Genomic DNA, 14,001 nt, shown 5'->3' on the forward strand with positions numbered 1-14,001 from the left:
ATGAGCTTGCTTTTCATTCGAGCAATTTTTTGTCACATCCTTTCAATTAAAATAAAAAAGCCATCTTATGAGATGGCTTTATAAATAAGTTTATTGCGTTTCAATTTCCCGCAAACGAATTAAACCCTCTTGTACCGTACTACATACAAGTTGGCCATTTTGCCACATACGACCAAAATTCAAACCACGAGAAGCTGCACTAACTGTTGCTTCCATGTCATAGAGCATCCATTCATCAGCGCGAAGTGGGCGATGGAAATAAATGGCATGATCAATACTGGCACACTGCAAACTTGGAGAAATATAGCTAAGACCATGTGGTCTTAAAGCCGTAGTCATCAAAGTAAAGTCCGAATAAAACGCCACAATTGCTTGATGTAAAGCGATATCATCGAGTTGTTTTGGAATACGGTCATGGGTACGGATATAGTGCGCATTATATGGCGCTTCCGGTTGTGGTTGAAATGGATTGACTGGATCAATCGGTCGTATTTCAACATGACGTTCACGCATGAAACTTGCACGAACATTTTCCGGTACAAAATTAAGAATACCTTCTTTCAGTTCATTTTCCGACTTTAACGTCTCAGGAGCTGGATATTCTGGTTCTGAGTGTTGGTAGTTCAAGCCTTCTTCAGGATTGGCGAAAGATACCATTGCAGAGAAAATAACTCGTCCATGTTGGACTGCCCGAACCTGACGACTGACAAAGCTTTTTCCATCACGCAAGCGATCTACTTCATAAATGATTGGAGCATTAATATCGCCTCCATATAAAAAGTAAGCGTGCATAGAATGCGCAGGACGGTCAGTTGTATAAGAAGCTGCACGTAAAGCCTGCCCTAAAACCTGACCTCCAAAAACACGTTTACCGACCAAATTACGGCTAATTCCACGGTAAATATTTTCTTCAAGCTTTTCTAAAGTGAGCAGCTCAACCAGTTCTTGGGTTAACGCATTCATGAGAGATACCTTCATATTGCAGGCAAAATTGGTATTAAAGGACAGATGTGTAGAATCTATTGTGCCATAAAAAACTATTTGTACATGGAACAATCAGTCAACTTCTGACAAACATTGCCTTTAAAACAGCTAAAAATACGATTTTTAACGATAAAAAATGCCAAAAGAATTATAATTTATCAGAAAATAGCATATTGTTTTTTTTAATAAATACCGCAAAATATTTACCCTCTGCCTTTGGTGCCGGGATTTGTCTTTAAGAAGTAGGAGTTCTTATGTCCAAGAGTGGGTTTGGTCAAATGTATCGTCGGCTTTCAAGTAAGCTACTTGACCTCGTGGTAACACCACATGTTCTTGGGGAAGTTCCTACTGAACCAGTATCAGAAACAACAGAAACGGAAGCGAAGACCGAGCGCCAAAAAGTGGTGTGCTATGTCTTGCAAAATCATTCTCGCAGTAATGCTTTAGTGGTGGATGGAGAAACTCGTCGCTTAAATTTAAAGCCAGCGCTAGATCCATTAGTCATCGGTACTCATCAGGAAAAAGCTTCAGTTTTATTTTTACAACACAATGATGAAAATAACCTGCTTAATCCCCCTCCTCATGCTTTTCCGCCACGTTTAATTAAACTGATCGAAGTTTTACAAGCAAATCCTGAACTCGACATAGAACTGGTTCCAGTAACCGTTTTATGGGGTCGTTCTCCAGATAAAGAAGACTCTTGGTTTAAGTTGTTATTCTCAGATACATGGGCAACACCAAGTACGGTTAAACAACTTGTAAATATTGGTTTGCATGGTCGCCAATCGTATTTGGAATTCCATGAACCACAGTCTTTACGTGACCTCGTTGAATATGCTCAGAAGCATTATCCAAACCTTTCGCCAGCGACTTATATTGTTAGTACTTTAAATGACTACCTTGACCGTCAACGTGAAGTTGTTTTAGGCCCTGACTTATCAGACCGCCGCAATGTCATGCAGTCGGTATTAAAGTCTCGTGATGTTCAAGAAGCAATTCGACGCGAAAGTATTCGCGGTAAAATTAGCATGCTTGAAGCAGAGCGCCGTGCGATTGGTTATGTGAATGAAATCGTATCTGATTATTCTCACTCAGCAGTACGTTTTGCAGATTTAGCATTAACACGTCTATGGACTCAGCTTTATGACGGCGTAGAAGTTCATAACTTCAGTACTGTTCGTGAGCTCGCGAAAGACTATGAAATTGTTTACACACCATGTCACCGTAGCCACATTGACTATTTATTACTGTCTTATGTGATTTATAAACGTGGTTTGATGGTTCCGTATATTGCTGCGGGCGACAACTTAAACTTACCTTTTGTTGGTCAGCTTTTACGTGGTGGCGGTGCCTTCTTTATTCGCCGCTCTTTCCGTGGTAATGGACTTTATACTTCTGTATTTAAAGAATATTTATATAGTATTCTTTCTCGCAACACACCACTTGAATACTTTATTGAAGGCGGACGTTCGCGTACAGGCCGCTTATTACCACCGAAAACCGGTATGCTCGCAATGACGGTCCATAGTCATTTACGTGGCCGTGCCAAGCCAATTGTATTTGTGCCAACTTACATTGGTTATGAGCGCCTTATGGAAGGTTCAACCTATGTAGGTGAAATGCAAGGTAAACCAAAAGAAGCCGAGTCTATTTTTGGTATTTTGAAAACACTCCGAAAAATTGAACGTATTTTCGGTAAAGTACACGTTAACTTCGGTGAACCTGTTTTTCTAGATGACTTGCTTAAACAGCATAATGCTGAGAACGTTTATATTGAAAAGAATGACGACCCAGTACCACCTGCTGTTTCAGAAGCAGTAAACAGTTCTGCAAATGCGATTTTAGAAAATATTAACCGTGCGGTAGTGATTAACCCGGTTTCTTTACTTTCAATTATTTTGCTTGCAACACCAAAGCATACTCTTGATGAAGAAATCTGTATTAAGCAGCTTGAAGCTTACCGCAATTTAGCATCAAATTTCCCTTACGATCAGCGCACAGAAGTAACACCGCTATCTGGTAAGGAAATTATTGCTTATGGCTTAAAGCTTAAACTCATTAAGCGTGTACAGCATGCCCTTGGTGACATTATTGCGATTGAAGATAACCAAGCGGTTCTCCTCACCTATTTCCGCAATAACATTTTGCATGCTTTCGTTTTACCTTCATTGATTGCATCTCTTGTTGAACATAACGGGAAAATTAGCCGTGCTGATTTAAGCAACGTTATCTATACGCTTTATCCATTCTTAAAAGCCGAACTATTCCTTAAATGGAAAAGTAGCGAACTTAAAGAACAGATTGAACAATATGCAGATGCATTGGTTCAATCAAATCTTATTCAACAAGATGACGAAGGTAATTTAATCAGCTCTGCACCAAATACCGAAGAGCATAATCAGCTTGTTGTATTAGCAACACCTGTTAAACAAAGCCTTGAACGTTATTACATGACTTTAGCTTTAATCACTCAGCGTGGTTCAGGCAATATTTCAGCAAAACAAGTTGAAGAATTAAGTCATTTATTAGGACAACGCTTGTCTGTTCTTTACGAGTTTAATTCTCCAGAGTTCTTTGACAAAGCATTGTTCCAAAGCTTTATTAAAGTTTTAACTCAACAAAACTACATTCGAACGAATGACCAAGGCCAAATCGAGTTTGATGATAATTTCCGTCAAATGGCAGCAGGCGCACAATTAGTGCTCGATGAAGTAACATTACAAATGTTGCAACACATCACGACCTTTACTGATGAAGAGTTAAAAGAAGCCCTTGAAGCAATGGCTTCTCAACAAGCTAAACGCCGTTTAAAACGTAAGAAATCTTAAAATTTTAGTCAAAATAAAAGGCAACTCAGGTTGCCTTTTTATTTTATCGACGCATAGAACATTCAAAGTAACGTGGATCATCGATACAACGTAAGCGTTTCATTAGCTCAACAAAGTATGCATCATAATATCCAGAGCGAACATATTGATTCCGTATTTTGGCCACCATAATGTCATAGCTCTGCTTTTCGTAAAAAGAAACATCTACCCAATAATAGGCAGGTAAATGATTTTCCCACTGCATTGCTCTATTCGTTAGTAATTGACTATTTTGCACAAACCAAGCCCGAATTTTTCGTCCAAAATTGGCAGGATAAGCTTGAGGTTTAATAATTAGATTTACCCCGAAATAAGCCAATGGAAAATTAATCACTTGAGTGTCTGGCCCGAAATCTTTCTGTAAGTTATAAGGTAAAAGACCATAAATCGGTGCAGGCATAATATCGATTTTATTTTGCTGGAACTGGGCAATTGCATTGGATAAATCAACATAGACTGGCTGCGCCCCTACACTTCTCACCAAAGCCTGCTGTGGCGGATTATTAGCCAAGACTCCGACTCGCTGGCCTCTAAGCTGTGCAACTTTTGATATTTTTTTGTTTTTCATGACCATGTAAGCTGTTCCTACTGGAATCATACCGACCACTTCATAGTCTTGATTAATGAGTTTTTTCTCAATTGTAGGATGGTTTAAAAGCTGCAATAAATTTCGAGCGGTTCGGTTATTAGGTATAAGACCAATACCCGAACTACTCCCCATAAAATGATTGTACTGATAAGTATTAAAGTTACTGGCTGCTAGACCCGAACATTTCCCTTCATCAAAAGCTTGTATAGCTTGCTGCTCTTTTTGATAACTGACGACCTTGAACTTGACTTGATATTGCTGAGCATATAATCGAATGTCGTTTAAACGACGCGTTATATCCCCTTGGGTACCCATAGGATCATATGTACACCACACCTGATCTTGAGCCCAACTCGCAACTGACATTACGCTCAAAATAAGAGCTAAACAAAATTTCTTCACTTGCAACCTTTTTTTCTTTATCGGCAATTTGATTGCCTCTTCTGGTATTTCTATTGTTATTTAAAGTTTAGTCTAAATTTTAATTTGTACCATGAGCATTTAAACATAATAAATAGTCATTAAAGCAAATCGGATGTTCAAGCTGAAAACCTGTTTCAAATAAATGTTTCGCATATATCTTTTTACCTGAAACATGGGCTGAGTCTAAAGTAAGAAGTGGTAAATCCAACTGACTTTGGAACCACAGTAAAACTTCATGTAAAGGTACAGGAGCATTATTTGCAACAAGATAACTCTTATGCGGTTTTTCAAAATCGGCTAAAAATGCTAAAAATCTTGCTAAATCATCGATATGAATACGATTACTATAGTGAATATTTGGATAGGACTGTGTGTTTTCAGCCATGCGTTTTAATCGGTCAATCGAAGTACCATAAATCCCTGTAGGACGTACAATCACGCACTGAGCTGGAAAGTATTTCTGCCAAAGCAATTCCATATTATGCAGGATATGTCCTTGAGCATCATTCGGGTGAATCTCACTATCATCATTAATAGTTTCACCAGAGTTTTCACCATATACACGTGTAGATGACACAACAATGAGTCTTTTGACCGGATGTGATTTTAATGCTTGACGAATAGGTTCAATACTATCAACGTAAGTATGTTGATAACCTTGAACTGTACTATCGTCTGGAGAAAGTAAAATATACACTACATCTACAGGCGCAATTTCACTTAAATCAAGTGTAAAAATATCCTGTACGAGGTGTTTCCCATAAGGATCTGTTTTTTCGCTACGGCTGATTGTGGTAATTTGATGTCCTGTCTCAAATAGTTGTTTAGCAACACGCTGAGATGTTTTACCATAACCGATAAATAATATATGCATAGAGAACTCGTTGAGGGGACATGACTTCAGTCCATCAGTTACAAGGCGTTGGATCGGCTTCAGCAGCCCTACTCGAAAAACTAAATATTTTTACCACAGATGATTTACTGTTTCATCTGCCCCGTGATTATGAAGATCGCAGTACCATTATTCCTATGAATCAATTGGTGGTTGGTCGTAGTTATTTACTCGAGGGTGAAGTCAAATCTGTTGATTTCCCTCCAGGTAAACGTAAATCTATGGCCGCATTAATACAAGATGAATTTGGTAAGGTGACTTTACGCTTTTATCATATTTATAAAAATTTAACCGACAAAATAAAACCTGGTAACCGTTTACGTATTTTTGGTGAAGTTCGCGTAGGTGCAAGGGGACTTGAGCTTTATCATCCAGAAATTCAGCTCATTAATGAGCATACGCCTCTACCCAAAACGCAGCTCACGGCAATTTACCCAAGTACTGATGGTTTAACGCAACCTAAGTTACGTGAATATGTTAAACAGGCGTTGAAGCATCATAGTGATGCTCTACCCGAGCTGCTTCCTAAACAATATACAAATGGATACGCACTCAAAGAAGCCCTACATTACATTCATGAGCCACCTGTCGATGCCAATATGATTCAATTGGCCCAAGGGTCTCATCCTGCTCAGCAACGCCTTATTTTTGAAGAGTTGGTCGCACATCAAATTAGCCTTCTCACGCGACGTGCTTATATTCGTCAAATTGCCTCACCTGCTTTTCCGAGTAGTAAAGTACTTGCAAAAAAACTGTTAGAAGCTCTTCCCTTTCAAATGACCAACGCACAAAAGCGTGTATCAAAAGAAATTTTAATCGACTTAAAACAACACCAACCGATGTTACGCTTAGTACAAGGTGATGTAGGTGCAGGTAAAACTTTAGTTGCGGCAGTTGCGGCATGTCACGCCTTAGAAGCAGATTGGCAAGTTGCCTTAATGGCACCTACCGAAATTTTAGCAGAGCAGCATTATTTAAATTTTAAACGCTGGTTTGAACCTTTAGGTATTACAGTAGCTTGGCTGTCAGGCAAACAAAAAGGTAAAGCACGAACACAAGCTGAACAACAAATCAAAGAAGGCCATGCAGAGCTTATTGTAGGTACGCATGCTTTGTTTCAAGATAATGTTGAGTTTGCCAAACTAGGACTTGTGATTATTGATGAGCAGCACCGCTTTGGGGTAGATCAACGATTAGCTTTACGTAATAAAGGCGCAGAACAACTCACACCACATCAACTCGTCATGACTGCAACGCCAATTCCTAGAACATTAGCAATGAGTGCTTATGGCGATTTGGATACATCGATTATTGACGAATTGCCGCCAGGCCGAACTCCAATTCAGACCGTCACAATTCCGCTAGATCGTCGTGAAGAAGTGCTAAATCGCATTGCTACAAATTGCCGAGAAGGTAAACAAGCCTACTGGGTATGTACTCTGGTTGAACAGTCCGAAACTTTAGATGCTCAAGCTGCGGAAGCCACTTATCAAGAAATGAAAGAGCGCTTTCCTGAACTTAATATTGGTTTGGTTCATGGCAAAATGAAAGCTGATGAAAAGCAATCTGTCATGCAAGCATTTAAAAACAATGAACTACAACTGCTAATTGCAACAACTGTTATTGAGGTTGGGGTAGATGTACCTAATGCCTCAATTATGGTCATTGAAAATGCTGAACGCTTAGGTCTTTCACAACTACACCAATTACGAGGTCGAGTCGGACGAGGTGCAAAGGCTAGTTTTTGTGTTCTTCTCTATAAACCCCCACTTTCACAAAATGGGCAAGAAAGACTTTCAATTTTAAGAGAAAGTAACGACGGCTTTGTCATTGCTGAAAAAGATCTTGAATTACGAGGTCCGGGTGAATTATTAGGAACAAAACAGACAGGTGATATGGGCTTCCGTGTCGCACGTTTAGAACGAGATGATCATTTACTGAGTCAAGCGCATTACGTTGCACAACAAGTTCTAAAAGATTACCCTGAGCAAGCTGACGCCCTCTTGAAACGTTGGCTGCCTGAGGCACCTCGATACGCTTATGTTTAAGTTGTTCAACCCTCAATATCTTTTTCAGTTATTGTCCCCTTGCCTATTATGTGAAATAGGAACATGGGAAAAATATTCACTTTGTAAAGAATGTTGGGAACAACTACCGTGGCTTAAGCAAACAGTTCAGCGCAATGATCAATCTGTTCTTGTGGCTTGCCACTACGCATATCCAATTAATCGCATAATTCAGCAGTTCAAATATGAACAAAAATTACACTACCAAACCTTACTTGCCGAGGTCTTACAGCAAATAAAATTTCCTAAGGTACAAGCCATAGTACCTATGCCTATTTCTAAACAACGCTTAACTGAACGTGGTTTTAATCAATCCTTATTACTCGCCAAACTTTTAAGTAAACAATTAAAAATACCTGTTTGGCAGCCTGTGCAGCGCCTAAATGAACGCTCTCAAAAAGGATTGTCTCGACTCGAAAGATTTGAAAATATTGAACAGCAATTTGTTGCGATGACTCAAGAAAAACGGCGTTACCGTCGTGTACTGATTATTGATGATGTAATCACAACAGGAAGTTCAATTCACGCTTTAAGTCAGGCGCTAAAACAGCTAGGGTGCACATCTATTTATGCAAGTTGCCTAGCTGCTGCTTCATCTACATCATATTAAAATTATAGAGTTGTAGATAAGTTCTGCTCACACCATGGAATTACAATTTCTTTGGTTAATGGCGCAAGTTTTGTCTCGGAATCATTAAATTTTATCCACTTCATTTCAGCAATCTCGGCTGCAATTTGTGGAGACTGTTTCAAACGAACTAAATATAAATGACTAATCAGCGTATGATCTGGTTCATTGGCTGCTGCTGTCTCAAAACGGCCTATAAACCGCTTTATTACACACGAGCTACCTATTTCTTCCAAGATTTCACGTTGTATAGCAGTTTCCGGAGCCTCATTCGGCTCCAGTTTACCGCCTACTTGCATAAAAGCCTGTGTATTACGCTTTCTAACAAGCAATAATTCATTTTGTTCATTTAAGATCACCGCAGCGGCGACCGTAATTGTTTTCACCTATCTAACCTCATTTATGGTTGAACATCCGCATTTGTCCATTTCGGAGCAGGCGGCTGATATTGTTCAAATTGCTGAAGAATATCCTCAATTTTATCCGAAGCGATCAATTTATCGGCAAACCTTGCTTGGCTAAAACCTTTATCTACAGTTCCTTGAACCATTTTAAGCAAATCTTCATAAAAGCCCGCTACATTTAGAAAAGCACACGGCTTTTGATGAATACCTAATTGTGCCCATGTCCATTGTTCAAAGATTTCTTCCAATGTACCTGCCCCACCTGGTAAAGCAATAAAACCGTCCGATAGATCTGCCATTTTGGTCTTACGCTCATGCATATTCTCGACGACATATAGTCTTGTCAGCCCGGGATGAGCTAACTCGCGATCGACTAAAGCACGAGGAATGACGCCAATGACTTGTCCACCGGCTTGTAAAGCACTATCAGCGACAACGCCCATTAAACCCGAACGACCACCACCGTAGACAAGTGTTTTACCTTGTTTAGCAATAGTTTGACCGGTTAATTGAGCAATTTGTTGAAAGATTGGGTCTGAACCTAAAGATGAACCACAGAAAATACAAATTGAATTCATAGTATAAAAACCGTTTTATTGAACTGTCATGCTGACAAACTAGACTATCGACAGAGTTTTTTTTTGCAAAATAGCGTATTGGCAAGTGTTTTTCGGCAAATCCTTGTCTAAAATACACCCATCAATTTCCATCAGACTGCGTGAGGAAAAAAGACACATGCTTGAAGCCTTTTATGCCACAGAACGCGGAAGTCTGGAAGATGCCACCATCAACGGTGGATTTGATCTACATCCCGAATTAGTATGGCTTGATCTAATTGCACCCTCTCAAGAAGAACAACAATGGGTCTTAGATGCCTACGATCAGAACTTACCTACACTAAAGTCGCTAGAAGACATTTCATCTTCTGCTCGATTCTACCGTGATGATGACGGCATTTTGCATATCAGCACCTATTTTTTAACGAAAAATAAAAATTATCAGGTTGATGGAGATGCGGAAGATTCATCCCATATGCTTGCCATGGTGCAAACCGTAGCATTCATTTTACATAAAGATCGCTTATTTACTTTGCGTGGTGAGAAGCTAGTTGCATTTCGTGCATTTCGTGCGCGAGCTCGTCGTAATGACTATGAAATGGATTACAAAGATCCAACTTGGATTTTATTGGGCTTGCTTGAAGCAAAACTGGATGAGCTTGCGGATATCTTAGAAGATATCCACAAGGATCTAGAAAAATACTCTACTGAGGTGCTCAACAACCATCAACGTGAGAAGATTTTAGACCTTGATGACATGATTACCCGCTTGGCTCAACAAGAAGATATGCTTGGAAAAGCTCAACTGTGTTTAATTGATTTACGAAGAGTCTTAACGTTTTTATCTCGTCCACGTGCCTTAGGCAGTCATATCTACGATGCAGATATCCGAGAGCTCAGTGAAGACGTTCGTTCACTTGTAGAACATGATGCTTTCTTATTCCAAAAAGTACGATTCTTGCTTGATACAACGTCTGGGTTCATTAACACTGAGCAAAACGATACGATTCGTCGATTCTCGATTTTACCAAGTATGTTAGCGCCACCAATGCTGATCGCGAGTATCTATGGTATGAACACTGAAGTATTGCCTTTTGCTCATGGTAAAAGTAGTTTTATCGCAGTCTTATTAATCATTATTGGCTTTTTTATTGGCCCTATCATTTATTTCCGCTGGAAAAAGTGGATTTAAAGCCTGTCCATATTCACTAATCCTTTATATAAAAAAAGCACCTAAATTTAGGTGCTTTTTTTATCTTTGCATAATCAGACCAAATGTAGATCTTCTTGCAAATGGCAAGCTTGAATGATTTTCAGCATCTTCTCTGGAACATTTTTAAAATGTAATCCAGACTTCTGTGGCGTCTGACGTAACCATTGAACTAACACCGCCAATGCTAACGTATTACCATGCTCAAGCTGTTTTAAATCAACAATTAGAGGAAAGCTAGTCTGCTTTTTAATAATTGCCAATCCAGCTTGATATTGTTGTTCAGCATTTTCAAAATCAATTTTGCCTGAAACAACTAACTCTTGGTTAAGATAATGAACCACTCTTCACCTACTTATTTTTGTTTGTTCTGATTAACAGCAGCATCTGCATCAGGTTGGAACGTAGCAATTGCTTTATTTAAATCGCCACCATTACGCTTAACAGTTGCAGCAAACTGGTTGCGGAACTGTAATCCTAAATCAATACCAGAAACATTGATGTTACGGATTTTCCACTGCGAACCTTTGTCAGCCAACTGGAACGACACAGGAATTTTATCGCCATTGTGGTTGAAGTCTAAAGTTACAACAGGATTTTTGCCTGCTGTCGCTTTATAAGGACGCATGGTGTAAGTCTGGTTTGTATACTTAGCAAATGCACTACCGTAATTCTCAATTAATGTATTACGGAAGTTTGTTTCAAACTGAGCACGCTGTGCAGCCGTACTATACTGATTTGTCGCATAAGTACCCATCACAATACGAGTGAACGCTTGTGAGTCAACATACGGATCTAAATTTTGACGTATGATTGATTTAACTAAAGCAGGGTTGTTTTGCAACTTGGCATGATCTGTTTTTAAACGAGCAATCAAACCATCAGCAACACGCTTAATAAAATCAGGTGGTGCTTCTGAAGGTGCAGCAAAAGCTGTACCAGCAATCATAGTAGACAAAACACTTGCTGTCAGGGTTTGTTTAAACAACTTATTCACCTGGAACCACTCCTTCAAATAATCTCTTACTCAACAAATGACGGCTGTGCGCTGCTGTCAGTACTTGCAGGAGCTTTTTCTTCTGCTGAGGATGATGAACCAGCGGCAACTTTACCTGCGCCACCACCAGTAATAAATTTACTAATTAAATCTTCTAAATCCATCGTTCCTTGGGTATTAGAAATTGTATCGCCACGTTTAAGGTAGTTAAGACCACCACCCGGTACGATTTTTAAATATTTCTCACCCAATAAACCATTGGTTGCAACCATTATATAAGCATCTTCATCAATACTGGTGATGGATGACATGTTACTGATCAGTTGCTGTTCCATTGTTTTTTGTTGCGCTGGAGTCGCTTGCGTATAATCAGAACTATAACGTAATTCGTCTAAAGCATTTTTTTGAACTTCTTTTAACTGTTCAGCATTAAAACTTGTCAGTTTTCCATCAAGATCAAAAGTTACTGTAGCTAAACGTGTAACCGGATCAAGCGTGATTGAATCAACACGACCAATTGTTACACCGCTCATCGTTACTTTAGCACGTGGTTTAAGTCCGTTAACATTATCAAACTGAGCTTTCATGGTGTAACCTTCGCTCAAGTTTGTACCTACCAAACCACTTACTTTCATCGCTAAAAAGAATAAAGCAATACCGAAGATAATGACAAAGATACCTACGGCCAGCTCACTAGTACGTGATTTCATTAAATCCCTCCGAACATGACCGCAGTCAACACGAAATCAAAACCTAAAACACATAATGAAGAATATACAACCGTTCGGGTCATTGCCGTTGCAATGCCTTCAGGTGTTGGATCACATGCATACCCTTGGAAAACAGCAATCCATGTACAAAGTAAAGCAAATACAATGCTCTTAATGATGCCATTTACTACGTCATGGCCAAATTGAACATTATTTTGCATACCACTCCAGAAGGAGCCTTCATCAACGCCAAGAAAGTCAACACCAACCAATTTACCGCCAACGATACCAATCGCAGCAAAGATAACAGTTAACATTGGCAAACTGACTATGCCAGCCCAAAGACGTGGTGATACGATTTGCTTTAAAGGGTCAACACCAATCATTTCCATACTGGCAAGCTGTTCACTTTGTTTCATCGAACCAATTTCAGCAGTTAATGCAGAACCTGCTCGTCCAGCAAATAGTAAAGCAGCAACAACTGGTGCAAGCTCACGCAGTAAAGTTAAAGACACCATAGTGCCTAGCATTGATTCACTACCAACATTGACCAATATTGAGTAGCCTTGCAATCCGAGTACCAGACCAATAAATAAACCCGATACCGTGATAATAAGTAAAGACATTACCCCTACACGATGCATTTGATAGACGAAACGTCCAAAACCGCCTGCTGAAGGTAATGAAAAAATAATTTGTAAGAGCATCAGTGCCGCAACACCAATCCCTCGAATCCGCTCAATAACGAGTCTACCTAACCAGGCAATCGTATTCATGGACGAACCTCGTTATCTAAATAAGCTTGGTGGCTAAACTGGTACTCAACCGGACCTTCTGCAGAACCGGTTAAGAATTGTTTTACAAATGGAGAAGCATATTTTTGCAATTCTTCTGGTGTTCCTTCCCCTTGAATTTTTCCTTCTGCCACAACATAAATGTAATCGGCAATAGATAGGGTTTCAGGAACATCATGCGAAACAATAATGGTGGTTAAATCCAAAGCTTCTCGCAATGAGCGTATGAGACGTGTTAAAACACCTTTTACAATCGGGTCCTGCCCTGCAAAAGGTTCGTCATACATAATTAAATCTGGATCAAGCGCAATTGCACGAGCTAAAGCAACTCGTCGATTCATACCACCCGATAGCTCAGTAGGCATAAGCTGTTCTGTTCCACGCAGGCCAACAGACTCAAGCTTTAAAGCGACCAGTTCAGCAATCAGATTTTCAGAAAGCTTTGTATGTGCACGAATTGGAAAAGCGACATTTTCATACACCGACATATCGGTAAATAAAGCACCACTTTGGAATAGCATTCCCATACGTGCACGCGCTGCAAACAATTCCTGACGTGACATTTGAGCAATATCTTTACCATCAAGCAAAACTTCACCATGATCGGGAACAAGCTGCCCACCAATCAGACGTAATAAAGTCGTTTTACCTGTACCAGATGGTCCCATGATGGCCGTAATCTGGCCTCGACGTATATTTAAACTAATATTGTCATAAATGACGCGTTCCCCTCGATTAAAACTCAAATTTTTCACTTCAATGAGTGACTGAGTCGAGAGAGGAGTTTTATTATTCATAATGGCAATCATTCCTGCACTTTTATGCCCGCATACTATAACACTGAATTTTGAGAATCTTGTTGTAATTTTGACAAAAGCGA

General features: G+C 39.6%; 14 protein-coding genes. 4 read left to right on the forward strand and 10 right to left on the reverse strand.

Annotation, left to right across the window (positions count from 1 at the left end; genetic code table 11):
* Nucleotides 1–90: 90 nt before the first annotated feature.
* Nucleotides 91–963: an acyl-CoA thioesterase gene (locus CSB87_RS07390; RefSeq protein ID WP_002049736.1), complete on the reverse strand. Its 873-nt coding sequence runs from the start codon at nt 961–963 to the stop codon at nt 91–93.
* Between the two features lie 275 nt (nt 964–1,238).
* On the opposite strand from CSB87_RS07390, the gene plsB reads away from it, so the two are divergent.
* Nucleotides 1,239–3,812: a glycerol-3-phosphate 1-O-acyltransferase PlsB gene (plsB, locus tag CSB87_RS07395; RefSeq protein ID WP_031953382.1), complete on the forward strand. Its 2,574-nt coding sequence runs from the start codon at nt 1,239–1,241 to the stop codon at nt 3,810–3,812.
* Between the two features lie 43 nt (nt 3,813–3,855).
* Here plsB and adeT2 read toward each other — a convergent pair whose 3' ends face one another.
* On the reverse strand, nt 3,856–4,842 hold the full coding sequence (adeT2, locus tag CSB87_RS07400; RefSeq protein ID WP_004711792.1) for a putative multidrug efflux protein AdeT2: 987 nt from the start codon (nt 4,840–4,842) through the stop codon (nt 3,856–3,858).
* Between the two features lie 79 nt (nt 4,843–4,921).
* Nucleotides 4,922–5,737: an NAD(P)H-binding protein gene (locus tag CSB87_RS07405; protein WP_006580703.1), complete on the reverse strand. Its 816-nt coding sequence runs from the start codon at nt 5,735–5,737 to the stop codon at nt 4,922–4,924.
* 20 nt (nt 5,738–5,757) lie between these two features.
* Here CSB87_RS07405 and recG point away from each other — a divergent pair, with 20 nt between their 5' ends.
* Both recG and CSB87_RS07415 read left to right on the forward strand, forming a co-directional pair.
* Nucleotides 5,758–7,803 carry an ATP-dependent DNA helicase RecG gene (recG, locus tag CSB87_RS07410; protein ID WP_016804172.1) on the forward strand — a complete coding sequence of 682 codons (2,046 nt, stop codon included), beginning with the start codon at nt 5,758–5,760 and terminating at the stop codon, nt 7,801–7,803.
* Nucleotides 7,796–8,431 carry a ComF family protein gene (locus CSB87_RS07415; RefSeq protein WP_031953383.1) on the forward strand — a complete coding sequence of 212 codons (636 nt, stop codon included), beginning with the start codon at nt 7,796–7,798 and terminating at the stop codon, nt 8,429–8,431. Before recG ends, CSB87_RS07415 begins: the two co-directional genes overlap by 8 nt.
* A 2-nt stretch (nt 8,432–8,433) precedes the next feature.
* Here CSB87_RS07415 and CSB87_RS07420 read toward each other — a convergent pair whose 3' ends face one another.
* Together CSB87_RS07420 and CSB87_RS07425 are read right to left on the reverse strand one after the other, a co-directional pair.
* Entirely contained in the window at nt 8,434–8,835 is a 402-nt protein-coding gene (locus CSB87_RS07420; protein WP_017392641.1) for an NUDIX hydrolase, read from the reverse strand.
* Between the two features lie 14 nt (nt 8,836–8,849).
* A complete protein-coding gene (locus CSB87_RS07425) occupies nt 8,850–9,431 on the reverse strand; it encodes a TIGR00730 family Rossman fold protein (RefSeq protein ID WP_002049746.1) in 582 nt (193 codons plus the stop codon).
* Nucleotides 9,432–9,588: 157 nt separating this feature from the next.
* Between CSB87_RS07425 and CSB87_RS07430 the strand changes: the two genes are divergently transcribed.
* Nucleotides 9,589–10,602 (forward strand): CorA family divalent cation transporter, encoded by a 1,014-nt coding sequence (locus CSB87_RS07430; RefSeq protein WP_002049699.1) that lies wholly within the window; start codon nt 9,589–9,591, stop codon nt 10,600–10,602.
* A 74-nt stretch (nt 10,603–10,676) separates the two neighbouring features.
* Here the strand turns inward: CSB87_RS07430 and CSB87_RS07435 are convergent, their stop codons facing one another.
* Genes CSB87_RS07435 through CSB87_RS07455 form a run of 5 tightly spaced genes read right to left on the reverse strand, consistent with a single transcriptional unit; the run spans nt 10,677 to nt 13,918 of the window.
* Nucleotides 10,677–10,964 (reverse strand): STAS domain-containing protein, encoded by a 288-nt coding sequence (locus CSB87_RS07435; protein WP_031953384.1) that lies wholly within the window; start codon nt 10,962–10,964, stop codon nt 10,677–10,679.
* Between the two features lie 11 nt (nt 10,965–10,975).
* Nucleotides 10,976–11,617, reverse strand: a complete 642-nt coding sequence (locus CSB87_RS07440; RefSeq protein ID WP_002049753.1) for an MlaC/ttg2D family ABC transporter substrate-binding protein — start codon at nt 11,615–11,617, stop codon at nt 10,976–10,978.
* Nucleotides 11,618–11,643: 26 nt separating this feature from the next.
* On the reverse strand, nt 11,644–12,327 hold the full coding sequence (locus CSB87_RS07445; protein ID WP_002049738.1) for an outer membrane lipid asymmetry maintenance protein MlaD: 684 nt from the start codon (nt 12,325–12,327) through the stop codon (nt 11,644–11,646).
* A complete protein-coding gene (gene mlaE / locus CSB87_RS07450; RefSeq protein WP_001091949.1) occupies nt 12,327–13,103 on the reverse strand; it encodes a lipid asymmetry maintenance ABC transporter permease subunit MlaE in 777 nt (258 codons plus the stop codon). The genes CSB87_RS07445 and mlaE overlap by 1 nt, the downstream gene beginning before the upstream one ends.
* Nucleotides 13,100–13,918: an ABC transporter ATP-binding protein gene (locus tag CSB87_RS07455; protein ID WP_004711782.1), complete on the reverse strand. Its 819-nt coding sequence runs from the start codon at nt 13,916–13,918 to the stop codon at nt 13,100–13,102. The genes mlaE and CSB87_RS07455 overlap by 4 nt, the downstream gene beginning before the upstream one ends.
* Nucleotides 13,919–14,001: the final 83 nt, after the last annotated feature.

It is taken from the genome of Acinetobacter sp. AR_0276 (genome assembly GCF_003000705.1).
Taxonomy (GTDB): domain Bacteria; phylum Pseudomonadota; class Gammaproteobacteria; order Pseudomonadales; family Moraxellaceae; genus Acinetobacter; species Acinetobacter nosocomialis.

What these genes read in the sequence shown, in the direction of transcription:
- CSB87_RS07390 (WP_002049736.1), bottom strand. Translation starts at nt 963, where the DNA reads ATGAATGCGTTAACCCAAGAACTGGTTGAGCTGCTCACTTTAGAAAAG.
- plsB (WP_031953382.1), top strand. Translation starts at nt 1,239, where the DNA reads ATGTCCAAGAGTGGGTTTGGTCAAATGTATCGTCGGCTTTCAAGTAAG.
- CSB87_RS07405 (WP_006580703.1), bottom strand. Translation starts at nt 5,737, where the DNA reads ATGCATATATTATTTATCGGTTATGGTAAAACATCTCAGCGTGTTGCT.
- recG (WP_016804172.1), top strand. Translation starts at nt 5,758, where the DNA reads ATGACTTCAGTCCATCAGTTACAAGGCGTTGGATCGGCTTCAGCAGCC.
- CSB87_RS07415 (WP_031953383.1), top strand. Translation starts at nt 7,796, where the DNA reads ATGTTTAAGTTGTTCAACCCTCAATATCTTTTTCAGTTATTGTCCCCT.
- CSB87_RS07425 (WP_002049746.1), bottom strand. Translation starts at nt 9,431, where the DNA reads ATGAATTCAATTTGTATTTTCTGTGGTTCATCTTTAGGTTCAGACCCA.
- CSB87_RS07430 (WP_002049699.1), top strand. Translation starts at nt 9,589, where the DNA reads ATGCTTGAAGCCTTTTATGCCACAGAACGCGGAAGTCTGGAAGATGCC.
- CSB87_RS07445 (WP_002049738.1), bottom strand. Translation starts at nt 12,327, where the DNA reads ATGAAATCACGTACTAGTGAGCTGGCCGTAGGTATCTTTGTCATTATC.
- mlaE (WP_001091949.1), bottom strand. Translation starts at nt 13,103, where the DNA reads ATGAATACGATTGCCTGGTTAGGTAGACTCGTTATTGAGCGGATTCGA.
- CSB87_RS07455 (WP_004711782.1), bottom strand. Translation starts at nt 13,918, where the DNA reads ATGAATAATAAAACTCCTCTCTCGACTCAGTCACTCATTGAAGTGAAA.